The organism is Actinoalloteichus hoggarensis, from assembly GCF_002234535.1.
Taxonomy (GTDB): domain Bacteria; phylum Actinomycetota; class Actinomycetes; order Mycobacteriales; family Pseudonocardiaceae; genus Actinoalloteichus_A; species Actinoalloteichus_A hoggarensis.
Genome location: NZ_CP022521.1, coordinates 4,600,881 through 4,624,559, shown reverse-complemented (window position 1 = coordinate 4,624,559; position 23,679 = coordinate 4,600,881). Strand labels below are relative to the sequence as shown.

The following is a 23,679-nucleotide window of genomic DNA, read 5'->3' as shown; positions in this document are numbered from 1 at the left end:
CTCGTGGCGGGCGCTCCACCGGCGACGGCCGCCGAAAAGGGTCGTCGGACACCCGGAGACGAAGATCAGTCGGCGACCTGGTCGAAGGCCTTCATCGCGGGCAGGAGCAGCGATGCCAGCCCGATGCGCGGCGACGGCCCGTCCGGCCCGTCGGGCTCGCAGAGGCCGCGCAGTCGATCCGCCGCGGCCTGTCCGCGTTCGGTGATCCTCCGCAGCTCCACCGGCCGGTCGACGGACTCCGACCGGGCGTCGACGAGGTCCGCGGTGGCGTCGACCAGGTCGGCGAGCATCGTCCTGGCCGTCATGTCCGGGTAGCGGAACGGCTGCCGCTCGTAGCTGGTGGTGTGCACCGACTCGGCGAGCTGACCGACATGCGGCCACGCCGATCGCAGCCGGACCAGGAGCAGCCGCCACCGATCCGCGGCGACGGCGTGTCGGCGGCGGCGCGGGTTGAATCGGATGCTCTCCCGTGCCCAGCCGGTCGCCTCCTCGGCGCGGCGGATCGTCGTCTCCAGACTGCGAATCCGCTCGAGCCACTCCTGTGCATGGTCGGGCAGGCCCTCGGCACGCAGGGTCGTCGCGATGTCACGGAGCAGGCCGGTCAACTCCTCGACGACCCGGCCCACGGCCGCCGCCGGGTCCTTCATGTACACCGGCGGCACGATCAGGGCGTTGATCGTCACCCCGAGGACGGCGCCGATCAGCACCTCCAGGAGCCGGTCCGCGAGGAGCAGCATGTCGTCCGCGCTGCCGTAGCCGAGTAGCAGCAACGCCGTGACGGCGACCCAGACGCCGCTGGTGCCGAAGCCACGCCATCGGCCGAGTATCAGGCCGACCAGCACCGCCACCCCGATCGCGGCGGCCTGCACCGGTATCACCGTGTCCACGGCCATCGCGAGCAGGATTCCGCCGAGCACGGCACCCGTCTGCTGCGCGGCCGACCAGACCGACCGGTACACCGTGGTCTCCACCAGGAAGACGGCCGTGTAGGGCGCGAGGAACGGCTGAGGCAGTTCCAGGATCTCCGCCGCGATCAACCAGGCCAGCACGGCGGCGAGTGCCGCCTTGGCCGCCTGAGTCAGCGCCGAGCGCTCCGCACCACGCTCGTGGATCGCCCGTGACGACCACCGCCCGGCCGCCCGTGCGCCGTCCCACAGCCGGTTCACCCCGACCTCCCGTCGCCGCATCGCCGCTTCTCACGAGTGCTGCCCGCACGGTGTCCGTCGCGACTCCGCGCGGGCCCGCACGCCGGTGCGCCGCGGGCGGGCCGTCTCGGCGGACCCGGCCGCGACGGGGCACCACCCTGCAGCGTGACACGTCTGCGGGATGGTCATGTGATGGGCGAACGCGCCCCGTCGGTGAGCGCCTCGCGGTTCGGCGACGTCGTGGCCGCGACAGGCTGTCGTTCGACGGCGAGCGGAATCGGGACGGCGGCATTCCTCCCGGATCGGCATGCGTTTGCATTCTGGCGCAAACCTGCTGACGTCGATCGCCGGATCATTACGATGAGAGGCGCTGTCAGCGGATTCGGTCCGGTGGGCGGCGGTGAGGGGAGAGAACAGGCCTCGCTGCCATTGAAATCGCGGTGTCCGCCGCCGGAGAGAGGATTCCATCGGCGCCGCGTTCGTCTGTTCGCATTGTCGCCGAACCACTGATGTCATCAACCCGCCGTGGGTCGGACCGCGCTAAGACAGCGCATCCGAGAAAGACTTCACCACACGTTCCACGATGAGAGTGAGTCGTGACGAAGAGACCAGGACGCCCCTCGGTCGACCGGAGAGACCGGGTGGCCACCCGACTGTTGACGATCGCCGCCGAGCAGATCGACGAGTTCCTCGTCGGCCGGATGCCGGACGGATCGGCCCCGTGTCCACGGGTGCTGAGCCATCTGGACCCGACCGTCATTCTAGCGAGAGCAGGCTATTCCTCCGACCGGCGGACCATCACCACGCGGTGGGGTTCCGTCGAGGCCTTCCGTGACGACGCCGCTGTCTGGGCACTGTCCAAGTGCGACCGGACGGAACCTCCGGCCCCGGTGCGGATGGCGGGGGACCTCGCGGATGACGACCGACCGGGCGACGTGGTCGAGGCGACGATCCGGACCGCCGACACCCTCCTACGGACGTTGGTCGACGATCCGCGTTCGTACCTCATCGCCCACCTGATCCCGTTGCTGCATGCCGAGAGCGCGGATGCCGTCGTCGCGAGCCTGCGCGCCGAGCAGGACCAGTGGACCGTGACCTATGCGGCGCTGCTCACGGCGACCGGGTCTCGCTTACGGGCGGGTTGGACGCCGGCCAGACTCTCGCTCACCCTGCAGGCCTTGATCACCGGATTCATCATTCACCAACGTGTGCAGCCCGAGGACTACGACTTCGCCCGGACCAGCAGCTACGACAAGCTCAGCCTGTTCGCCGACTCCGTGCTCACGTTCATCCTCGGTGTCGTCGACTTCGACGGCGAGTCCCACACCAGCCGCAGGCAACTCCTGCGCCGCTGGGGAATCTCCTCGACGGAGTAGACGGCGGCCCTGCCTGCCTCTCCTCGGCTTCGATGTCCTCCTCCGCCGACCCGGCACGACCTGGCCGCGCTTTCCGCGTCGTGGTATCGGCGGACAGGTGTGTCGTGCGGACTCGGAGCGGTTCGAGTCGATGCCCGGGGCAGGGCGGCCGTCGGCGACCGCCCTGCCGCGATCTGGGGGTCACTGCGCGGGGCGTTCCCGGACATTCCAGCCCGCGGTGTCGGTCGCGGAACGGGGAACCGTCTGGGGAACGTCGATGTCGATGACGGCGCTGCGTGCGCTCCGACCTTGTTGGTCGAACGCCGCCGCCGCGCTCAACAGCCCGGTGAGCAGTTGATTCACGTCCTCGATGAAGCGTGCGGCGGCTCCCAGGACGGCCTGTGAGACGCCGAAGAGTAGGTCTTCCGCCGCCGCGAGCACCCCACCTGCCGCCTCGGCGAGATTGGCGGCGCAGGCTGCCATGAAGTCCAGTGCCTGCACATACACCTCGACCATCTTGCTCTCCATCTCCTGGAGGAGGGAGGCGATCTCGCCGAATGCCGCTTCGGCCGCCGAACACGTCGCCTCGACGTGATCGATGTAGATGTTGAAGCTGTCGGCGGCGCCGCCTTGCCAGAATGCGGCGAGGTCGGACCGACAGGCGGAGACCAGGCTTGCCGCCGCCGCGATCTCCCTCTTGGCATTGACTCCCCAGGCTTCTTCTGCTTGAAGGATGGCCGCCCGATTCCCGAGGATTCCTCTGATCGATTCGATGGCCTCGTGGACCGCGTTGTCGCCGATACCGGCCGTCTGTTCGAGGATGTAATCCGCCTCGCCTTGCGGGAACTCCAGTGCGTGGTCGGATATGGCGGTCAACGGTGCGGTGGTGGTCATGGTCGCCTCCAGGATCCTCATCGCGGTGTCGGTCAGGGCAGCTGGTCGGACAGATAGTTGAACTGCGCATAGAATTCGGCGTCGCGGTTCGCGTAGTCCTCGGCCACCGCGGTCATGGCGACGGCGGAGTCCTCCAACGCGGCGGATCCGTTACCGATCCGTTCCAGCGCCTCCTGAAGAGCGTCGTTGTACCACTGTGTCGCGTTGGTCATCTCGCCGAGCAGGCCGAGGTCCGATTCGGAGAGGTCCTGATCTGTCAGGAACGAACGGGCCGCATCCCATTTGTCGGCGGCCTTGCGGAGATACCGCACGCTGTCGCGCAGGGCGTCGGGGACGACTTCGTAACCCCTCATCGGGAATGTCCTTCCTCGGTGCCGTCGCGTGACTCCCGAAGCGCCCGTGCCCTGGCCTCCGCCCGCTGAATGGAGCGAAGTACGGCGGTGGACACGCTTCGACCGGTGGCGTAGCGCAGAGCGCTCGGATCGAGAGAGACCCGGAGCAGCTGCCCGTGACCGCGCACCGCCACGGTGCCCAGGCCGCCGTCGACGTCTTCGACGATCGTGGTCTCGGTGAGCAGGCTCGCCTTCTCCCTAGCGCGCCTGTACCGCTGTCGAGACCGGGCCAGCCGTTCCTCGAGTTCCTCACGGGAGGCCATCACCGACCCCCCTCGGCGGCGTGGAACCCCGGCAGGATCGTCGCCAACTGCGTTCGGGTCGTCTCCGCGGCCGCACGACGGGCCTCGCGGATGACATGGACCAGGTGGTCGCCGAGTCGCCCCGGATGCGGAGTGCGCAATGCGGCATCGGAGATGGTCAGGTCGACAAGGCGTCCGGTGCCGTCCACGGTGGCGCCGACCTGACGGTCGGGTGTGGCCGAGTCGTGACGCTGATCGCGCGCGATCAGCTCGAGTTCGCGAATCCGATCCTGCCGCCGTCTCAACTGCTCGGCGATCTGTCCACTGTCAGCTGCGGTGTTCACGGTGTTGCTCCCCCGGTCGTCGTCGACGGAAACCGGTCCGTTCGGCGAGTTCGAAGACAGGCGCCGACCGTTCTCCTGATTCCGTCATTCTTGCGGGTCCGATGTCCGTCTCTTCTTGGCGGGCCCGGTCTCGAGAAAGGTGGATTCCCGTTCCGTGAGAGCGATTCTGCCTCGGGTCGCCGCATGCTTTCCAGAAGGTTTTCCCCTGGCCGGTCGCGGAAAAATCGACGATCCGGCTCGGCGGACCTCCCACACGCCGAATCCGCTGCGGTCATCGACTCGGTCGCGGTCGCGCCCCGTGTCCATGCCTCACCGCCTGCCCGCTCCCGAAAATGGGGTGCGCTCCCACCGGCCCGGGGGTGGAATCGGGGGTATGGCGATCGAGTTGGGTACCACGGGCGTCGACGGACTGCGCGGCGTCGCCGCCGTGCTGGGCGGCTGGCAGGCCGACGGGGCGCCGCTGCAGCTCCATCCGGGCGACCTGGGCTGGTTCTGGCGTTTCGGCGCCCGGGCGACGGTCGAGGCCGTTCGCACCTGGAGCAGGGACGGGCGAATCCTGGCCGTCGGCCTGCTTGACGGCCGTCGACTGTTGCGGCTCGCGACCGCGCCGGAGGCCCGGCGAGACGAGGAGCTGGCGCGGCGCCTGGCGGCCGACGCGGGCGATCCGGCACGCGGGGTGCTTCCCGGCGGCGGCGTGTCCGTCGAGGCCCCGGCGGGCTCGCTGATTCGGGAGCTGTTGTCCGCCGACGGTTGGCGGGCCGGGGAGCCGTGGACGGCGCTGCACCGCGACCTCACCGATCCGGTGCCGCCTCCCGGAGCGCGCATCGAGGTGGTCGGGCCGGAGCAGGCGCACGTCCGGAGCGCCGTGCAGCGGGCGGCGTTCGACGGCTCCACGTTCACCGACGAACGATGGCACACGATGGCGGCCGGGCCGTTGTACGACGCCGCTCGCTGCCTGGTCGCTCACGACGACCGCGGCCTGGCGGTGGCGGCGGTGACGGTGTGGTCGGCCGGGCCGGGCAGACCGGGTCTGATCGAGCCCATGGGCGTCCACGGAGACCATCGCGGTCACGGCTACGGCAGGGCGATCACCGTGGCGGCAGCCGCGGCGCTTCGTTCGCTGGGCTCCTCCAGCGCGATCGTCGCCACCCCGAGTTCCCATTCCGGTGCGGTGGCGACGTACCGGTCGGCGGGCTTCACGCCGCGTCCCGAGCTGGCCGATCTGTGCCGCGACGCCTGAGCGTTCGGTGTGGGCGCGCCCGCCGAGGCGGCGAGGATCGTCCGCGTGCCCGGTTTCCCGCCGGGCACTGCGGGCTAACCGGACGCATGGACCACAGTGAGGTGCCGGTGCTGACCGCACTGCGTGAGTTCCGTGATCGGGGCTTCGTGCCGTTCACCGCGCCGGGGCACAAACAGGGACGCGGCGTCGACCAGCGGGTTCTCGACGTCCTGGGCACGGACGTGTTCGCCTCCGACGTCATCGCGCTCAACGGCCTGGACGATCGCGTCATGGGCGCCGGAGTACTGGCCAGGGCACAGGCGTTGATGGCCGACGCGGTGCACGCGGACCACACGTTCTTCTCCACCTGCGGCAGCTCGCTGTCGGTGAAGAGCGCGATCCTGGCGGTCGCCGGGCCCGGCGAGAGCATGCTGATACCGCGCCACGCGCACAAGTCGGTGGTGTCGGCACTCATCATCAGCGGGGTCGAGCCGGTGTGGGTGCGGCCTCGCTGGGACGAGGAGCTGCACCTGACGCATCCGCCGGGGCCCGCGGAGTTCACGGCGGCGTACGAGCGGCAGCCCGAGGCCAGGGGGATGCTGTTGGTGACGCCCACCGACTACGGCGCGTGCGGCGACATCCAGGCGGTCGCGGACACCTGCCACCGTCTCGGGGTTCCGCTGATCGTCGACGAGGCCTGGGGCGCGCACCTGCCGTTTCATCGGGACCTGCCGCAGTGGGCGATGGACGCCGGGGCCGACCTCTGCGTGACGAGCGTCCACAAGATGGGGGCCGCCGTCGAACAGAGCTCGGTCTTCCATCTGCGGGGCGATCTGGTGGACCCCGCCGTGCTGAAGGCACGTGAGGACCTGCTGGGGACGACCAGCCCGACCTCGCTGGTCTACGCGGCGCTCGACGGGTGGCGGCGGCAGATGGTCGAGCAGGGACACGAGCTGCTGTCCGCCGCGCTGCGACTGGTGGCGGAGGTGCGGGCCCGCATCGCGTCGATCGACGGCCTCGTCGTGATGCGGGACGAGTTCGTCGGGCCGGGCCTGGCCGCCGCGACGGACCCGTTCAAGGTGGTCGTCGACGTCGCGGCATCGGGAATCAGCGGATATCAGGCCGCGGACTGGCTTCGCGCCGAGCAGCGGGTCTCCGTGGGCCTGGCGGATCACCGGCGTGTCGTCGCGTTGCTCAACCAGTCCGACGACGAGCAGACGGCGACTCGGCTGGTCGACGCCCTCACCGCGTTGGCCGAGGCGGCGACGTCGTTCGATCCGCCGAGGCCGGTCGAGATCCCCCGTGCCGAGGACATGGAGCTGGAGGTCGCGATGCTGCCCCGAGACGCCTTCTTCGGGCCTGCCGAACAGGTTCCCGTCGGGCAGGCGGCCGGCCGGATCGCCGCCGAGATGATCACACCGTATCCGCCCGGTGCACCCGGCGTCCTTCCCGGCGAGGTGCTGACGGAGCCGATACTCGCGTATCTGCGCAGCGGGCTCGCGGCGGGAATGGAACTGCCTGATCCCGCCGACTCCGATCTCGGCTCCGTCCGCGTGGTCGCGCGCTCCTGAGTCCCCCCCGCGCGATCGGTCGAGAAGGACTCGCCGGAGCACGCCGCTCCGTGAGCCGTCGCCGCGAGCCTTGTCGGCGGACCCCTCGGCGAGGCGCCGAGCACGACGCCGACCCCTTGTCCGCCAGGACGTTCCGCCCTGACGGCCCCGATGCCGTGTCCGTTCACAGACCCGGGCGTACCGTCGCGGGCTTCGCCGTCACGTTTCGCCGCCGGAGCGGTGGGGAACGCGAAGGGACAGGACACGGAGGTGAGTGGGCGATGTCGTCGTGCGGCCCGGCAGGAGAGCCCATCGGGCTGCCCGTGGCCGCCGCCCTGCCGGATGCCATGGCCGTCATCGACCCTGCGGCGTGTCGGCGAGACGTGCCGCCCTCGGACGCGCGGCCGACGCCGGGAACGTCACGGAGGCGATGTGTCGTCGGCCCTGTGGACAGGGCGGCGAGCAGTCCAAACCACGGCTCAGCACCACGCACCGGACGGGTGGTCCTCGAACGAAGGGATGAGACCGTGCCTCAGCAGTCATGGAACGACAAGCGGGAACGCCAGTATCGACACATCAAGGACTCGCAGCGAGCACGCGGCACCGGGGAGGGCCGTGCCGAGGAGATCGCGGCACGGACCGTCAACAAGAACCGCGCCCGGTCCGGCGAGTCCCGTACCCGAAGCAGGACGTCCGTCGCGGACATGTCGCCGCAGAAGCGCGGTGGACAGCGATCCGGGAAGCGGCTCGGACCCGGCGGCCCCACCAAGGCGCAGCTGTACAACGACGCCAGGAGACGTGGCATCCGAGGCCGCTCCACGATGAGCAAGGCCGAGCTGAGCCGGGCCCTCGGTCGCTGACCACCTCGACACCTCGTCGTCGCCCCCGCGGCGATGACGCTGTGACGTCGAGATCCGGGTGCCGGGCTTCGAGGCCCGCCACCGAGGCGCCGCCGTGGACGCACGGCGGCGCCGGACGCGGTCGGCGTCGAACTCGAAGCGGGCCTCGCCGACGCCGAGGACAACGCCCACTCCGCGACCACCGGCAACGGCTGTCTCGACGCCTACACGCCCACCTGGGCTCGTCTATGGCGGGTCGGTCTGGCCGCGACATCCGAGCAGGTCCGCACCACACGCGGTGTCAGGTCCGCCCGAGCACCGGTGTCACGGCCTCGACGACCGCGCCGCCGACGGGGTCCGGGCGCCGCCCGTCTCGTCGACGGTTGGGCCGAGGTCGTCAGCGTGGGCCGCGGTCCTCAGCGTGGTGGACCACCGTCAGCGTGGGGTGATCGCCAGTCGGACGGAGTAGGGATCGACCGTCCCCGGCAGCGGACGACGCGGGTCCAGACTCGGCGTCGAGAGCAGCCGGGGGCGGGTCCGGTTCAACAGGACGGCCAGGGCGGTGCTCGCGGTCAGCAGGACGAGATCACGGCCGGGGCAGCGGCCGGGGCCGCCGCTGAACGGCAGGAGAGACCACTGATCGTCCGCGCGGCCCTCCAGCCACACCGCCGGGTCGAAACGGTCGGCACCGGGCAGCGTCTCGGGGTCCCGATGGAACAACGGGGTGACGATCAGCACCGTCGTCCGGCGGGGAAGAGCGACCCCGAGCAGGTCGGTCTCCTCGGTCGTCTCACGCAGCAGCGCGGGAGTGGTCGGCCAGAGCCGGACCGACTCGAGCAGGCAGGCGCGGAGATAGGGCAGCTCTCGCGGCGTGTCGTCGACGACGGCCTCGGCCTCGGCCCTGGCCCGCTCCGCGTGCCGCGGATGGGACGCGAGCAGGGCTAGAGCGCGCAGGGTGACCAGGCCCGCCGGTTCGAAGGCGAACAGCCATTGCGGGATCTGACTGATCGGCATGGCGTCGGGACTGCTCGGGGTGTTCGCGACGGCGGCGGCCAGGCTGCCCGGCTCGGCACGGCCGACATACTCGCTCAGCAGCCGCGCGAATCTTCTCCGTGCCCGCGGCTGCCGGGGACTCAGGTAGGACCAGTTCGCTCGGGCTCGGAGCGTGGTGAGGAGATCGCTGATCTCGTGGTCCTCGCTCGCCTGATCGCCCAGGACCACCCTGCGGACCAGCCGCCACCAGGCCGGACCGAACTCGCCCCAGGTCAGCGTGCCCGTTCGGAGGACGGTGTCGGCCAGCCGGTCGGCCTCCTCGCGGGCCTTGGCCGTCACGGCCGACCCGTGCCGGTGGATCGGCACGTCGGTGTCCAGGGCCTGTTCGACGAGGCGCCGCCGTTCGGCCCGCGCCGGTCCCCGCGAGATGAGGACGCCGTAGGGCTGGAAGTGCGCGAGCGCGCCCCGCTTCTCCCTGGTGGCGGGGGAGAACGGCTCCGGTGTGGCGTGGAGGACGCGGCGGACGTCGTTCCGATCCAGCAGGACGACGATCGAACGACCGGGGATGCGCAGTCGCAGCGGTCCCGGGCCGTGCCGCCGCCGAAGTCCGCGTAGCAGCTCGACCGCTCGGCGGTCCGCGTCGCGATGCTCCAGCCATGCCGTCACTCGCGGTCTGCGGACGATCAGGCCGCGTGCCGCCAGCGGTGCGAGCACTCGGGTCAGCACCCGCAGGGTGTCCGCACCGGTCGCCAGGGTCGTCCGCCCGGTGTTCCGGCGGTCTCGGGTGTGACGGTCGGCTCGGCGTCCGCCGCGAGCTCGGGAGATGTCGGGTGTCATGCCGGGCGGCTACCCGGGCCCCGGGCCTGCGAAACGATCGTGGACGGGCGTGCTCCGGCCGGGCGGGTGGCTGCCGTCGTCGTGCCGCGTACTCGGAACCCGTTCGCACCCCGTCTCCGCCGCCGGAATCGCGGGTGCCGAACCCGCCGCCGCCCGCCACGGCGGAATCGCCGAGCGCCGGGTGTCCGGCCACGCCGCCGAGACCGTCACCGCCACACGTTCCGCGTGGATTCCGGACCCGCCGCCGGACACGTCGCGGCGAGCGTCGGCGATCAGGCCACGTCCCGGGAACACGTCGAGCCCCTGGTCGGCGGTGGGGGACGCCGTTCCTGCTCGAGACCGCCGGACCCGCGGTCCGACCCGCCCCTGCGCACGACGGGTTCGAGCCCGGCAGCGAGAGGCCTGCCGGCTATGCCGAGGCCTGATCGGAGCTGCTCTCCGGCCGCAGGACGCTGGTGGGGGCCGGCGAGGTGCTGTCGACGTCGACCGACCGAGGCCTGCCGGGTTCGCCGAGGTCGGTCGGCTTCCCGCCGTGCCCTGCCCCGAGGCGTCGAGAGCGTCGGCGAGAGGAGGCGGGCGGGCCTGTCGACCGGCTCCGGTCCGAGGCCGGCCGTCCGGCCGGGGCGTCGGGTCTGATCGGGCGGGTCCCGACTCGGGCGGCCGGTCAGCGGGGTCCGTCGGGCGGCCCAGGCTCGTCGGGGACGTCGGGTGTCGCGGTCCGGTGCGGTCGAGGGGCGGAGGACACGGAATCTGTAGCTACACTTGTGTAGCTACAGGAATGTAGCTATAGTCGCGTCCGTCCACATCGGACAGTTGTACGAAACCCAAGGACGGACACATGCCTGAGCAGTCCCTGCCCCCGATCCCGGTGCACGTCGACTGGGACGCGGTCACCCGGGTCTCCCGCACCACGCTGACCACCCATCTCTGGGCCGCGCCGCTGCTGCGCCGCAGCTCGCCGGTCAGCAAGCGCGCCTACGAATCCCTGCGTGAGCTGCAGGCCGACAACGCCCGATTCCTGTCGTTCTGGACTCATCCGCACCTCAGCGTCCCCGCGCTGCACGCGCCGACCGAGACCGAGACGTCCTGGGACTTCAGCCATCTCGATCCGTTACTGGCCGACTTCATGGACGCCGCCGAGGGGCGGCCCGTGGTGGCGAACCTGGCGGCGATCCCGAGCTGGATGTTCACGGACTCCGCCCCGGAGCTGGGCACCGACCCGGACGCCGCGATCTGGCACTACGAGACGGGCGGGCCGCCGAGGGACGAGTCCCTCGCTGAGATCGCCGACTACTTCGAGCGCATCGCCCGGTGGTACATCGACGGCGGCTTCACCGACGAACGCGGCCGTCGCCACGTCTCCGAGCACGCCTACCGGTTCGCCTTCTGGGAGGTGTTGTGCGAGCCGGACGTGGGCCGCTCCTGGACGCCCGCCGACTACACCCGCCTGTACGACCTCGTCGTGCAGCGCCTGCGCGGGCTCGACCCCGACATGCGTTTCGTCGGCCTGTCACTGAGCCCGATCACGCGCGACGCCGACTACTTCTGGCACTTCCTCGACCCGGCGAACCACGCCCCCGGCGTCACGGTGGACGCCGTCTCCCACCACTTCTACGCCTCGCCTGCTCTGGGCAACGCCGTCGGCACCGAGGGCAACGCGCCGTTCGAGACCTGGCCGGCGACCTTCTTCGCCCAGGCCGAGGGCTTCCTGGACAAGGTCGAGCTCGTGGAGTCCATCAAGCGCCGGTTGAGTCCCCACACCGAGACCCACATCAACGAGATCGGCAGCTTCGCGCCCGACGTGATGGCCCCCGAACCCGAGATCCCCGAGGAGTACTGGGCGCTCGGCGGGGCCGTGGTCGCCTATCTGTGGTCGCGGATGGCCGAGATGGGCATCGAGCTGGTGGGCGTCGCCGAGTTCCTGGGCTACCCGACGGTGATCCCCGGCACCAGCCTCGTCGACTGGAAGACCGGCGAGCCCAACGCCCGCTATCGGGTCCTTCAGCTGCTGCTCGACCAGTTCGGCCCCGGCGACAAGCTCGTGACCACGAGCGCGGGCAGCGAGCTGGCCCCGGAGCCTCCCGTGCACGCGCAGGGCTTCCAGACCGAGCACGGCCGCCGCCTCCTGCTGGTGAACCGCTCGGCCGAGCCCGTCACGGTGAACCTCGAGGCCGCGGGACGCCCCGAGCGGATCACCGCCGTGGACACCGGCACGGGCGACGGCCCGGCCGTGACCACCGCGACGAACGACACCGTGGTGGTCGTCGGGCCGTTCGCCACGGCCGTCGTCGACCTGGCCTGACGGCCGGGACCTCGGGCGGGCCGACCACGGGCGGCAGGTCGTCGGCGGCCGAGCGTCACGCGTGGTCCCGGCGGCGGCTCGGTCATGCCGCCTGCCTCGGCGGCGGGACGCCCTCCTAGGTTGAGCGCAGCGGTATCCGACCGGTGAGGAGTGACGATGAATGCCAGGGCCCGTCGCAGCCAGGAGGAGATGCTGGCCGACATCCGCGCCGCCGCCCTGGCGGAGCTGACCGAGGTCGGGATCGGCCGCATGAGCATGGCGGGCATCGCACAGCGATCGGGAACGGCCCGTACCTCGCTGCATCGACGCTGGTCGAGCCCCACCGAGATCCTGCTCGAAGCCGTGGAGGACAGCTATCCACAGGAGACGGTCTCGCCCGGCCTCGACGACCTGCGCGGTGATCTGATCCGAGCACTCGAGTTCCTGGTCGACTGGACCGCCACCCCGACCGCGCGGGCGGTGGAGTCGATCCTCGCCGAGCGGGCCCGCCATCCGGAGCTGGCTCAGGCGCTGTACGAGCGGGTGTTCGACCAGAAGGGCGGGCGGTTCACCCGCACCGTGCTGATGCACTACGCCGAGCACGGGTACCTCGATCCGGCGTTGGTCACCGACGTGGTCACCGACATCGGCGAGGCGCTCGTGCTCAAGCACTTCGCCGACAGCGGCAGTCCGCCGGACGCGGTGCTGCTGGCCCGCATCGTCGACGAGGCGGTGCTGCCCGCCGTGGGGGTCCCGCCCGTCGTCGGTCGGGAGTCCTGATCGCGGCTTGGGCGGTGTGTGCCTCCTCGGAGTCGATGTCGAGACGGGCGACCGGGGAGCGGGCGTCGTCGGATCTCGCGACGGGTGCGACCGTCGCCGCTGCGCGGGCGGGGCGCCGCACGTGCCGAACACGCACCGAGTCGCTGCCCCCGTTCGACGTCGGCGGACGACCGCCCCAGCGCGGCACCCGGCCGATCAGGTGTCTCCCGGACGGGAACTCGGGCCGCTCGGGAGGCCGCCGTGCCGCGCCGAGGCCGACGTCGAGCGAACGGGCGACGATGTGCGACGGGCGCGCGGGGTCGGCGCCGGGCCTCCTCCGGCAGGTGCGTCGGCGGGGCCGTGACCTCCGCGGCGCGGATCGGCTTCGACCCGGAGCCTTTCCCGACGAGACCGTGCCCGCTCAGCGGTCCGGCGGGCCCGCGTCGCCGATCGAATCGAGGTAGTGGTCTATCGCGTCCATCGAGGCCCGGAAGCGGGAGGACCGCCGTCGTCGTCGATGGTGCCGGAGCAGCTCTCGGCGGGCGGCCTCGAGCAGTTCGGCGGCGGCGGCCTCGTCGAGCTGCTCCTCGCTGCCCGCCCTGGCGCGATGACCACGCAGCGCACGGACGGCAGGCAGTTCGGCGGCGGTCACCTCCTGATCAAGGTAGTAGCTGGTGCGGCTCTCCTGAGTCGCCTCCCAGGCCCGACGGCGTGCCTCCGGCGCCGAGACGGCGGGTGGCGACGGAAGACGGGCCGGACCGAGACTGTCGAGGGCCTTCCGGATCTTGTCCTGCGATTCGCGAACCCGACGCACCGCGTCGGCCCGCGTCGGTCGGCGGAAGCGTGAGGTCGCCCTGGCCCGCGTGCCGGGGGCGGCGACCGGCCCCACCGACTGATGCTCGCTGCGGGCCCGTCGATGCAGCGCCTCGCTCAACTCCTCGAGGGAACGGAAACCCTCCATCGGCGGCCGGGACCGATTCCAGGCGCTCAATCGAGAGCGGACGACCCGTTCCATCGGGGTGAGACCGCCGTCGGCGTCCCGTCTGCCGCCGCGCGCGGTGCCGCCGTCTCCATAGCGGTCCCGACGGTGCTGTTCGGCCAGTCGCTCGGCGGCGGCGCCCACCCCCACGGGGTAGGGCCGCTGCTCGGAGTTCCGGTCCAGCGCGGTGAGGATCGCCCGGGGGCACCACAGCGAGTGGTAGTACGGCCGGAGCAACGCCGTGTAGGCCGCCACGACGGTGGGGGCGGGGGAGCCCACGCCCAGGGCCGCCAGCACCGTCCGCGTCGCGGCATGCTGGGTGCGCTCGTCGTCCCGGTGCGGCACCAGGAAGACATGCCCCAGCAGCGACTCCTCGGACGGCGGCGGCACGGCGCTCATCCCGACAGTATGGCCGTCGACGGTGTTCGGCGGCCGTACGAGTCTCGCGCGCCCGGCTCCGCCGCCGCGCACCGCGTCCCGGCGGTCCGGCCGCCGGGGTCGACCTCCGTCCGAGGAACCCGGGGCCCGGCCGCGATGCGGCGAGGGGCCCTGACCGACCGGAGCCCTATGGGCGTCGAACCTCGGACGTCGAACCTCGGGGCGTCGAGACTTGTGCGTCGAACCTCGGGCGTCATCGCGCGGTGGGATCGCCGGGCAGGCCCGCACGGGGTGCGCCGTTCGACCGCCGCGCCCTGACGGCTGGACCCTTCGCGTGGCCCGGTGATCGAGCCCGCGCCGTTCGACCACTGAAAGTCTTCTCGCGGTTCGACCGCTGGGGTCTTTTCGCGGTTCGACCGCTGGGGCCTTTCCGCGGTTCGACCGCTGGGGTCTTTTCGCGGTTCGACCGCTGGGGCCTTTCCGCGGTTCGACCGCTGGGGTCTTTTCGCGGTTCGACCGCTGTGGCCTTCTCGCGGTTCGACCGCTGTGGCCTTCTCGCGGCTCAGCCGCCGAAGGTGATGCCGCCCTGGATGTCGCGTGCCTGCACGACGTTGCCGTGCACGTGGCCGGAGACCTGGTTCACGACGCCGCCGTCGGTCGCCGTGCCCTCGGTGCGGGCCGACTCCCACAGCGTCCGCACCCGATGCGCGAAGGCCGGGTCCTCGTTCGCGGCGCGATCGATCGCCTCGGCGAGTCGCTCGACGAGCTGCTCGTCCTGCGGGTCCTCGGCGGCCGCCGTCAACGCCGCGGTCGCCGCCGGATCGTCGGCGAACCGCTCCCGGACGGTCTTCACGAGCGCGGCCGCGGCGCTGCGTGCTCCCGAGGCCAGGAGGCCCGCGGCCTGCCGCGCCACCGCCGAGGCGATCGCCACCAGAACCGAGTCCATCATCGTCAGGCTCCTCCCGAACATCGACCGCTGCTCACGGTTGATCGTCTCCGTACTCAACGTAGCAGTGTCGGTACCGCCCGTCCGCCGCTCGAACCCGCCGCGCGTCTGCCGGCGCCTCGCCGGTGCGATCGCGCCCGCGCGGCTGCTCTCACACACTGGGAGTCGTGGCCGACGGGCAGGCGGTGCCACCGAGGGCGCCCGGCGATCCGCCGCTGTCGCGTCGGCCACGAACGCACACACTCGACCCACGACACGTGAAAGTCTCACCCTGCTCGGACCTGGCCGAACCCCGGAACAGGCGGGCCGCCACCGACGGAGGAGCCGCGCTCGATGACTGCCGACGACGGGGCGCGGGGCGCCGGGGCGGTGCGCCGCCTGCTGCCGACGCTGCGGCTGCTGCTCGGCGGATCGCTCGGTGCGGCCGTCGCCCTGCTGCTCCACGTGCCCGCGGGCGGGATCTTCGGCGCCGTCGCGGGCAGTGCCCTGGTGAACATCCGCTGGTCCGGGCATCGCCCGGCCCGCTGGCTCAGTCGGGTGGGCCTGCTCCTGCTCGGGTGTGTGGCCGGCGCCCGGCTCGACGGGGGCAGTCTGGCCACCCTGGCGACGCTGGCGCTGCCGGTGCTCTTCGGTGTGCTGGTGCTGCTGGCGGTCGACGTCGGACTCGCGCTGCTGCTGCGTCGACGCTTCGGCTTCGACCTGCGCACCGGTCTGCTGGCCTGCTCGCCGGGCGGCTTCAGCGAGATGGCGGCCGTGGCAGCGGAGGTCGGCGCCCGTACCGAGGTGGTCGTCGCCGTCCACCTGGCCCGCATCGCGGCCGTCGTGCTGGTCGTGATGCCGCTGCTGATCTGGTTCTCGGGGTCCCCCGCATGACGGTCCTCGGGCTCGTGGCCGCCGCGTTGCTCGGCGCGCTGCTCGCCAAGCTGGGGCGCGTCCCCCTCTGGCCGCTGATCGGGGCGATCGCGGGCGCGGGCACGTTCCACGCCCTCACCGGTATGCCGGAGAACCTTCCGCGAGCCCTGGAGATCGGCGCTCAGGTGGTCGTCGGCACCGTGGTCGGCTCGGCGCTGGGGCCCTCGCTCGTCCGGGTCCTGCGCAGCCTGCTGGTGCCCGGGCTGCTGGCCGTGCTGACGATCCTCGGCGTCGGCGTCGGGCTGGGCGTGCTGCTGTCGCACTGGGGCGACGTCGACGAGACCGTCGCGGTGTTCGGCATGGTTCCCGGCGGTGTCGGCGAACTCGTGGCGGCGACGGCGAGTCTCGGTGGGGACAGCGCCGTGGTCGCGGGCATGCACCTCATCCGTCTGGTGGTGCTGTTGACCGTCCTGCCGCTGCTCATCCGCTGGTTGGACCGCGGAACGGGCGGCGAGGAGACCGGACCCGGCACGGGTTCGTGACCCGGTCCGCGTCGAATCGGTCCTCGCGGGGCCGGGTGCCGACTACGGTGGGCCTCCTCGTCCTGCCCGCCCGCCCATCGAATCGGGGGAACCTCGTCATGATCGTCGTCGTCGGTGCGGACCAGCTGTCCGGTGTCGCCGTGGTCGCCCGGCTGCGCGCGGCGGGGATCGCCCACCGCGCCGTGCCCCTCGGCGTGCCGACGGCGGGCGGGACGCCCTCCGTCGCCGAGTTCGAGAAGACACTGGTCGAGGACGGGGTGCTCGACGGGGCCGACGGCCTGCTCATCGCCCCGAACCCGAACGGCGCCGAGGCGCCGGACGGTGGAGCCGCCCTGCTGACGGGGGTGATCGACCGTGCCGTCGCGGCGGGGGCGTCACGCGTGGTCTACCTCAGCATCGCCGCGGCGCACCTCTCGCCGATGGTCTTCCACGCCCGGACGGAGGAACACCTTCGCTCCCTCGACGTCGAGCACACCGTGCTCCGACTGGGGCTGACCCTGGAGGTCTTCCGGCCGCTGATCCGACACGCCGCCGAGACGGGGGAGCTGCCCGCTCCGGAGGGTGCCGCCCGGTTCGCCGCGGCGTCCCGTCCGGATGTCGCCGCCGCGGCCGTCGCGGCGCTCACCGGCGAGTTCGCGGGTCCGATGCTGGACGTCACCGGCGATCGCGCGTTCGACCTCACCGAACTCGCGGCGGCGGTGGCGACGGCGGCCGATCGGCCCGTCCGGCGCACCGTGGCGCCCGACGCCGAGCTGCTGCGGACCCTGGTCTCCACCGGGATGCCGGAGCCTGCGGCGGGCGCCCTGCTCGGCATGATCAGATTCGGCGAGAACGGCGTCTTCGGCGCCGTGTCTCCGCACCTGCGGGCCCTGCTCGGCGGGCCGGGGACCGAGCTGGCCGCCGCCGTCCGCCCGCTGCTCGCCTGAGACGGCCGGCCTGGGCGGATCGCGGTCTCGCCGCCATCCGCCCAGTCGTCCGCCCGCCGGACGCTTCGAATCAGGCGTCCTGGATCAGGATTCGACGTTCCATGCGTGCCAGCGGTCGATGTCGATCCAGACGCTGACGCGCGGCCGGGTGCGCTCCGGATAGGGACGGCCCGTGTACAGGGTGGACAGTCTGTCGATGTCGGTGAGCTCCGGATCGTCCTCGATCGAGGTCGCCCGCCCCTGGATGCTGACGTGCTTGTACCAGTTCCCGTCCTCGATCACGGTGAGCGAGACACGCGGGTCCCGACGCAGATGCGACAGCCGCGTGCGCTTCGCGTCGAGGTTGACCAGGATGCGGTCGTTCTCGAACAGATACCAGGTGGCGACCGAGACGGGCGTGCCGTCCGAGCGGAGCGTGGCCATCACGGCGGGATTCGCGCCCTGGAGCAGGGCGATGACATGCGGGGGAAGAGGTTCGGCAGCCATGATCGTCATCCTCGTCCTGGTCGGTCCGCTCCGCAACGCGACGGCGGGAACGGCGCCCTCATCCGAACTCCGCGCGTAGCGCGGGCAACAGACGATCCCTGGCGAACGGGAAGAACGGCTCCTGATGGCCTCCGCCGATCTGCACGAGCGCGATGTCGGTGAAGCCGGCCTCGGCGAACGGGCGGACCGACTCGACGAAGGCGCCGACGTCGTCGCCGCAGGGGATCGCCTCCGCCACGTCGGCCGGGCGGGCGAACTGGCTGGCCGCGGCGAACGCCGCGGTGGAGGGAAGTTCGGAGTTGACCTTCCAGCCGCCCGCGAACCACCGCATCTGGTCGTGCGCCCGCGCGACAGCCGCGTCGCGGTCGGCGTCGAAGCACATCGGCTGCTGGCCGATCTTGCGGCTGTGCACCATCGTGCCGGACCGGGCCTCGTCCCAGTTCCGCACGAGCTCCGACTTCGGTTCGGTGGCGACGAGGTGGTCGCTGAGCGTGGCGAACCGCCGGATCGACTGTGGGCCGGACACCGCGACGGCGATCGGCACGCGCTGCTCCGGGAGATCCCAGACCTTCGCCGAGTCCACGTGGAAGTGTTCGCCACGGTGCGTGACGTACCCGCCGTCGAAGAGCCTGCCGATGATGTGCAGTGCCTCCTCCAGCATGTCGTGCCGGACGTTCACCGGCGGCCAGCCGCGCGCCACGATGTGTTCGTTGAGGTTCTCGCCCGCGCCGACGCCGAGGGTGAACCGGCCCTCGGACAACAGCTGGACGGTGGCGGCCTTCTGCGCGACCACCGCCGGGTGGTAACGGATGATCGGGCAGGTCACGTACGTCATCAGTTCCAGGCGGCTCGTCGCCTGGGCTACGGCGCCGAGCACGCTCCAGCAGTACGAGGCATGACCCTGGGAGTCCAGCCAGGGAAAGTAGTGATCGCTGGAGACCGCGAAGTCGAATCCCGCGGCCTCGGCCGCGACGGCATCGGAGACCAGCTGGCGGGGCGGGGCCTGCTCGGTGAACAGAGTGTAACCGAAGGAGATCATCTTGCGACGATCACACGGTGCGGTGTCCGCCGCACCTCGGGCGGTCCCCGCCGCCGGACACTGGCCGGAGGCCGCACGCCTGGTGCGGAGCGTCGCACTCTGAGCATGACCCTTGTGGGTGACGGCATCCTCGGCTAGGCAGTCCGGGTGACGGGCTTACTGCTGGGACCGATCCTGCGCTACACGGACGCCGACTCCGCGACGGTGTGGGTGGAGACCGACACGGCGTGCGACGTCGAGGTGCTGGGGACCACGACGCCGACCTTCGCGGTGGGCGGACATCACTACGCCCTGGTGGTGCTGCGGGACCTTCCATCGGACACGTCGACGCCGTACGAGGTGCGCCTGGACGGGAAGCAGGTCTGGCCACCGCCGGACTCCACGCTGCCGCCGAGCCGCATCCGCACCCTCGCTCGGCACCCGGAGCACTTCACCCTCGTCTTCGGCTCCTGCCAGCATCCTCGCGTCGACCCCGAGGGTCGCCCCGACACGCTCGGACCGCATGCCCTGGCCGCGTACGCACGTCGGATGGCGATGCGGGACGAGGAGGACTGGCCGGACGCGCTGCTGCTGTTGGGTGATCAGGTCTATGCCGACGAGACGAGTCCGGCGACGCGGGAGTGGCTGGCGGCGCGTCGCGACCTGAGCGTGGCGCCGGGACCGGAGGTGGCGGACTTCGAGGAGTACACGCACCTGTACCACGAGGCATGGTCGGAGGAACTGCTGCGCTGGCTGCTCTCCACGGTCCCGACGGCGATGATCTTCGACGACCACGACGTCCGCGACGACTGGAACACCTCGCAGGCCTGGCGCCGGGAGATGGCCGCCACGTCGTGGTGGCGGCGCCGAATTCGCGGCGGGCTGGCCTCCTACTGGATCTACCAGCACCTCGGCAATCTTCGGCCCGTCGACCTCGAGAACGACGAGGTCTACGCGCGAGTCCTGCGTTCCGGCCGGGACGGCGACGCCCTGGAACTGCTGGAGGACTTCGCCGAATGGGCGGACTCCGAGGCCGACGGCGGCACCGCCTACCGCTGGAGCTACCGGCGTGACTACGGGCCGGTGCGCCTGATGGTGATCGACAACCGAGCGGGCCGCGTCGTCGCCGCGGGGGTGCGCAAGATGGTCGGCGACGAGGAGTTCGACTGGATCGAGCGCAACGCCGTCGACGCGCCGGGCCGCATCGAGCACCTGCTCCTCGCCAGCACCCTGCCCTGGCTGCTGCCGCCCGCGATCAGCGACCTCGAGTCGCACAACGAGGTGGCCGCCGCCCGGCCCGGCCGACGCGGCGCGCGAGGAGAGCGGATCAGACAGGGCCTGGACCTGGAGCACTGGGCGGCGTTCCGCGAGTCCTTCGACCGGCTCGCCGCTCTGCTGGCGCGCTCGGTGCGCGGCGGCGCGGCGACGGCCTCGGTGCTCTCCGGCGACGTCCACCACAGCTATGTCGCCAGGGCGCGGTATCCGGACGCACCCGACGCGCCCGTCTATCAGCTGACCTGCTCACCTCTGCACAACGCGGCCCCGAGGAAGCTGCGCTGGGCCTTCCGGATGGGCTGGTGGCCCGTGCTCGCGCGCCTGACCAGGCTCGCCGCCCGCCGCGCGGGCGTCGCCGACCCGCCGCTGAGCTGGGATCGGGTCGCCGGGCCCTACTTCGGCAACGAGGTCGCCACCATCACCATCCGAGGTCGACACGCCGAGGTGCGTTTCGAGCAGGCCGTGACGACCGAGGGACGACCGGCGCTGCGGCCGATGACACGGCAGGTGTTGGCGCCGGGCTGATTCCGCCGGTGGCGGGTCGCCGGGCCCCGCCGCCCGGGCAGGACTCTCGGCTGCTCCCGTCCGAAGGCGATCGACCGCACGGGGCCGCCGTCGTCGCACGGCGTCCCGGGCGGCACGACGGCGGGCCCGCGCCGCGAGGCGACCGGCTCCAGGCTCCGGACCGCGGTGTGGTCGGCCGGCGCGGAGTCTCGGTGCTCGCCGTGCCCACCGCGCCCGACCCCCTCGGTGGCCCGACGGCGAGCCCGTGAGCGGAGTCGCCCCACGCACGGCGGTCCCCCGCGTGGGCTCCTCGTGCAGCGGCTTTGCCGCGAATCCCCGCCCGCGTGGCGGACTCCGGCCTCCGGCGGACGACGGGCACGCGCGCCTCGTCCTCGACGGTCGTCCATCCGACTCCGAGTCAATCCAGACAGCGGATGTCAGCTTTCGCCGGCACCCTCCATCGCGTCCGAATACGACGTGAGGAGACACGACAGTGCAACTGCGGGACACGATCGCGGTCGTCACCGGCGCCAGCCGGGGCGTGGGACGGGGCATCGCCGAGGTGCTCGGCGAGAACGGCGCCACCGTCTACGTCACGGGCCGGTCCAGCCGCGCCACCGGCAGCCCCACCGGGCGACCCGAGACCATCGAGGAGACGGCCGAACGGGTCACCGCCCGGGGCGGCACCGGCATCCCGGTGCGGTGCGATCACACCGAACTCGATCAGATCCGGGCGTTGTTCGACCGGGTGCGGTCGGAGTCGGGCAGGCTCGACGTGCTCGTCTCCAACGCCTGGGGCGGCTACGAGGTCGGCGACGGCGCGATCGTCGCGCAGCCGCTGTGGGAGGGCGACCCGCGCCAGCTCGATCTGATGCTCACCGCCGGTCTGCGGGCCCACCTGCTCACCGCCCAGTTCGGCCTTCCGCTGTTGACCGAGACGGGCGGCGGCCTGCTCGCGGTGACCACCTGGGCGGTCGGCCCGGAGTACTACGGTCAGCTGTACTACGACGTCGCCAAGACGGCGGTCAACCGGATGCCGCTCGGTCTCGCCGAGGACCTCCGTCCCTCCGGTGGCACCGCCGTGGCGGTCTCGCCGGGGTGGACGCAGACCGAGGGCATGCCCGACGAGGTACAGCCCTACACCGAGTCGCCGGAGTTCATCGGGCGTGCCGTGGCGGCGCTCGCCGCCGATCCCGATCGCGGCCGACACACCGGCACCCTGCGCACCGTGGTGGAGCTGGCCGCCGACTACGGATTCACCGACGTCAACGGTCGGGCGAGCAGCCCGTTCTGGGATGCCCTGGCCGAGGGTCGCTCACTGCCCGAGGAGATGTTCGGGAATACAGCGAGCTGAGCCGCCTGGCCGCGTCGGCGACCAGTTCGCGCACCTCCGGCGGTGCGAGCACCTCCGCCTCGGGACCCATCCCGAGCAGCATGTCGGCGCCGATCTCGGCGGACTCGACGGGCAGGGTCAGGATGACCCAGCCCTGTTCGTCGGGTTCCCCCGCCTCGGCCAGCGCCCGTCGCGCCGACGCGGGGTCCATGATCCGGGGGAGCGCGAGTCGGCCGACAGGGGAGACCCGCAGCGTCACCGCGCTGGTGAGCATCTGGGCGAGGAACTGTGCCGAGCGCTCCCGCCAGAACGTGGCCAGATCGAAGGACTCGTCGCGGACGAAGGTCGTGGGCAGCGGATCGACGGTCACGAACCGGTCCACCCGGTACACCCGGTGGTCGTCGTCGACCTCGGCCACCAGATACCAGCGGCCGTTCTTCAGCACCAACGCCGTCGGCGCCAGCTCCCGGGCGACCTCGCGATCGCCTCGGCGGTACCGCGTCGCCACCCGCCGGTCCTCCCACACGGCACGGGCCAGCTCGGTGAGCAGCGGGGGAGCGACCGCCTCGTCGAACCAGCCGGGCGCGTCGAGCAGGAACCGGCTCGCGGCGTCGTCGGCGGCGGCGCGCAGGGCGGGCGGCAGCGCCGCGGACACCTTGCGGCGTGCGCTGCCCGCCTGCGCGCCGAGCCCCAGCTCCTCCAGGGTGCGGCCGAGCCCGGAGAGGAAGAGGGCCTGCGCCTCGGCGGAGTTCAGCCCGGTGAGTCGGGTGTGATAGCCGCCCAGCAGCTGGTAACCGCCCGCGGCGCCGCGCTCGGCGTAGATCGGCACGCCCGCCGCGTTCAACGCCAGGACGTCGCGGTAGACCGTGCGCTCCGACACCTCCAGCTCGGCGGCCAGCTCGCCCGCCGTCATGCGGGTCCTGGCCTGGAGGAGCAGGACCAGCGAGATCAGGCGTGCGGCCCGCATGAGAACTCCCTTTCGCGCCCGGGATGGTCGTCGGCCTCGGCCCGCAGGAGCCCCGTGCCGGTTCGTCGGGTAGGCGAGGTCGAGTCGAGTGTCCCCGGACACGGGCGGCCTGCCGACGCTTCGGAGACGTCGACAGTAGTTCGGCCGTCGGACACCGGTCCTCGGACACCGGTCCTCGGTCCTCGGGCATCGGACACCGGGCATCGGGCGGCGCGCTCGCGGTCGTGCGGCCACGCCGTGCCCGCCGATCCGCTGCCTGCGGCTTCCCCGCGGCCGAGGGACCGACCGGTCGTACGCGGCCTCGGCCACGCCGCGTCGAGCGGGCCGCCGCCGATGCCGACGAGGCGGCCGACGCCGAAGGCGGGCGACAGGTTCCGAGGCACCGGCTCGGGGCGCTGGCCGCTCTCCGTCGACCGGTGAGCCGGACCGGCCGCCGGAAGACTCGTCGAGAACGGCATGCCGCCGGGACGACGACCACGGTGTCCACTCGGTACCGGGCCGGCGAGGTCTGACAGGGACCTGCGCCGACGCTGATCGACCGGTCTCGACGTCGGGATGGTCGGGGCCCCGACAGAGCACCCCTCGACCACGCCGCTGTCGCGGCAGGAGGGTCACGTCCGGAC

Annotated in this window: 22 protein-coding genes; 11 read left to right on the top strand and 11 right to left on the bottom strand. The window is 72.0% G+C overall.

Annotated features, from left to right (window positions below; translation table 11 throughout):
* Positions 1-65: 65 nt before the first annotated feature.
* Positions 66-1,187: an FUSC family protein gene (locus tag AHOG_RS19570; protein WP_093942637.1), complete on the bottom strand. Its 1,122-nt coding sequence runs from the start codon at positions 1,185-1,187 to the stop codon at positions 66-68.
* Positions 1,188-1,741: 554 nt separating this feature from the next.
* Between AHOG_RS19570 and AHOG_RS19565 the strand changes: the two genes are divergently transcribed.
* A complete protein-coding gene (locus AHOG_RS19565; protein ID WP_157736924.1) occupies positions 1,742-2,521 on the top strand; it encodes a hypothetical protein in 780 nt (259 codons plus the stop codon).
* A 180-nt stretch (positions 2,522-2,701) separates the two neighbouring features.
* On the opposite strand, the gene AHOG_RS19560 is transcribed toward AHOG_RS19565, so the two are convergent.
* Genes AHOG_RS19560 through AHOG_RS19545 form a run of 4 tightly spaced genes read right to left on the bottom strand, consistent with a single transcriptional unit; the run spans position 2,702 to position 4,372 of the window.
* Entirely contained in the window at positions 2,702-3,394 is a 693-nt protein-coding gene (locus AHOG_RS19560) for a hypothetical protein (protein WP_157736923.1), read from the bottom strand.
* A gap of 32 nt (positions 3,395-3,426) precedes the next feature.
* Positions 3,427-3,747 carry a hypothetical protein gene (locus tag AHOG_RS19555; RefSeq protein ID WP_093942634.1) on the bottom strand — a complete coding sequence of 107 codons (321 nt, stop codon included), beginning with the start codon at positions 3,745-3,747 and terminating at the stop codon, positions 3,427-3,429.
* Positions 3,744-4,049, bottom strand: a complete 306-nt coding sequence (locus AHOG_RS19550) for a YbaB/EbfC family nucleoid-associated protein (protein ID WP_157736922.1) — start codon at positions 4,047-4,049, stop codon at positions 3,744-3,746. The genes AHOG_RS19555 and AHOG_RS19550 overlap by 4 nt, the downstream gene beginning before the upstream one ends.
* Entirely contained in the window at positions 4,049-4,372 is a 324-nt protein-coding gene (locus tag AHOG_RS19545) for a YbaB/EbfC family nucleoid-associated protein (protein WP_157736921.1), read from the bottom strand. Before AHOG_RS19545 ends, AHOG_RS19550 begins: the two co-directional genes overlap by 1 nt.
* A gap of 373 nt (positions 4,373-4,745) precedes the next feature.
* Here AHOG_RS19545 and AHOG_RS19540 point away from each other — a divergent pair, with 373 nt between their 5' ends.
* The 3 genes from AHOG_RS19540 to AHOG_RS19530 all read left to right on the top strand — a co-directional run bounded on the left by AHOG_RS19540 (position 4,746) and on the right by AHOG_RS19530 (position 8,001).
* Entirely contained in the window at positions 4,746-5,612 is an 867-nt protein-coding gene (locus AHOG_RS19540) for a GNAT family N-acetyltransferase (protein WP_093942631.1), read from the top strand.
* Between the two features lie 86 nt (positions 5,613-5,698).
* Entirely contained in the window at positions 5,699-7,162 is a 1,464-nt protein-coding gene (locus tag AHOG_RS19535) for an aminotransferase class I/II-fold pyridoxal phosphate-dependent enzyme (RefSeq protein WP_093942630.1), read from the top strand.
* Between the two features lie 506 nt (positions 7,163-7,668).
* Positions 7,669-8,001 (top strand): plasmid stabilization protein, encoded by a 333-nt coding sequence (locus AHOG_RS19530; RefSeq protein ID WP_093944627.1) that lies wholly within the window; start codon positions 7,669-7,671, stop codon positions 7,999-8,001.
* Positions 8,002-8,415: 414 nt separating this feature from the next.
* Here the strand turns inward: AHOG_RS19530 and AHOG_RS19525 are convergent, their stop codons facing one another.
* A complete protein-coding gene (locus tag AHOG_RS19525) occupies positions 8,416-9,810 on the bottom strand; it encodes a cytochrome P450 (RefSeq protein WP_093942629.1) in 1,395 nt (464 codons plus the stop codon).
* An 838-nt stretch (positions 9,811-10,648) separates the two neighbouring features.
* On the opposite strand from AHOG_RS19525, the gene AHOG_RS19515 reads away from it, so the two are divergent.
* Entirely contained in the window at positions 10,649-12,112 is a 1,464-nt protein-coding gene (locus tag AHOG_RS19515; protein ID WP_093942627.1) for a hypothetical protein, read from the top strand.
* A 156-nt stretch (positions 12,113-12,268) separates the two neighbouring features.
* A complete protein-coding gene (locus AHOG_RS19510; RefSeq protein ID WP_093942626.1) occupies positions 12,269-12,871 on the top strand; it encodes a TetR/AcrR family transcriptional regulator in 603 nt (200 codons plus the stop codon).
* Between the two features lie 400 nt (positions 12,872-13,271).
* Here AHOG_RS19510 and AHOG_RS19505 read toward each other — a convergent pair whose 3' ends face one another.
* Both AHOG_RS19505 and AHOG_RS19500 read right to left on the bottom strand, forming a co-directional pair.
* Positions 13,272-14,228: a hypothetical protein gene (locus tag AHOG_RS19505; RefSeq protein WP_093942625.1), complete on the bottom strand. Its 957-nt coding sequence runs from the start codon at positions 14,226-14,228 to the stop codon at positions 13,272-13,274.
* A gap of 541 nt (positions 14,229-14,769) precedes the next feature.
* Complete coding sequence (locus tag AHOG_RS19500; RefSeq protein WP_245856333.1) at positions 14,770-15,213, bottom strand: hypothetical protein; 444 nt, start codon at positions 15,211-15,213, stop codon at positions 14,770-14,772.
* Positions 15,214-15,486: 273 nt separating this feature from the next.
* On the opposite strand from AHOG_RS19500, the gene AHOG_RS19495 reads away from it, so the two are divergent.
* The 3 genes from AHOG_RS19495 (at position 15,487) to AHOG_RS19485 (ending at position 17,473) form a co-directional block, all read left to right on the top strand.
* Positions 15,487-16,026: an AbrB family transcriptional regulator gene (locus AHOG_RS19495; protein WP_093942624.1), complete on the top strand. Its 540-nt coding sequence runs from the start codon at positions 15,487-15,489 to the stop codon at positions 16,024-16,026.
* A complete protein-coding gene (locus AHOG_RS19490) occupies positions 16,023-16,547 on the top strand; it encodes an AbrB family transcriptional regulator (protein WP_093942623.1) in 525 nt (174 codons plus the stop codon). The genes AHOG_RS19495 and AHOG_RS19490 overlap by 4 nt, the downstream gene beginning before the upstream one ends.
* 98 nt (positions 16,548-16,645) lie before the next feature.
* Complete coding sequence (locus AHOG_RS19485) at positions 16,646-17,473, top strand: Rossmann-fold NAD(P)-binding domain-containing protein (RefSeq protein ID WP_093942622.1); 828 nt, start codon at positions 16,646-16,648, stop codon at positions 17,471-17,473.
* A gap of 84 nt (positions 17,474-17,557) precedes the next feature.
* Here AHOG_RS19485 and AHOG_RS19480 read toward each other — a convergent pair whose 3' ends face one another.
* Entirely contained in the window at positions 17,558-17,959 is a 402-nt protein-coding gene (locus tag AHOG_RS19480; protein WP_093944625.1) for a PPOX class F420-dependent oxidoreductase, read from the bottom strand.
* A 58-nt stretch (positions 17,960-18,017) separates the two neighbouring features.
* A complete protein-coding gene (locus AHOG_RS19475; RefSeq protein WP_093944624.1) occupies positions 18,018-18,995 on the bottom strand; it encodes a TIGR03557 family F420-dependent LLM class oxidoreductase in 978 nt (325 codons plus the stop codon).
* A 150-nt stretch (positions 18,996-19,145) separates the two neighbouring features.
* Here AHOG_RS19475 and AHOG_RS19470 point away from each other — a divergent pair, with 150 nt between their 5' ends.
* Positions 19,146-20,777, top strand: coding sequence for an alkaline phosphatase D family protein (locus AHOG_RS19470; RefSeq protein WP_093942621.1), 1,632 nt, complete (start codon positions 19,146-19,148; stop codon positions 20,775-20,777).
* 472 nt (positions 20,778-21,249) lie between these two features.
* A complete protein-coding gene (locus AHOG_RS19460; protein ID WP_093942619.1) occupies positions 21,250-22,110 on the top strand; it encodes an SDR family NAD(P)-dependent oxidoreductase in 861 nt (286 codons plus the stop codon).
* On the opposite strand, the gene AHOG_RS19455 is transcribed toward AHOG_RS19460, so the two are convergent.
* Positions 22,022-23,056 carry a helix-turn-helix transcriptional regulator gene (locus tag AHOG_RS19455; RefSeq protein ID WP_093942618.1) on the bottom strand — a complete coding sequence of 345 codons (1,035 nt, stop codon included), beginning with the start codon at positions 23,054-23,056 and terminating at the stop codon, positions 22,022-22,024. The genes AHOG_RS19460 and AHOG_RS19455 overlap by 89 nt on opposite strands.
* Positions 23,057-23,679 lie beyond the last annotated feature (623 nt).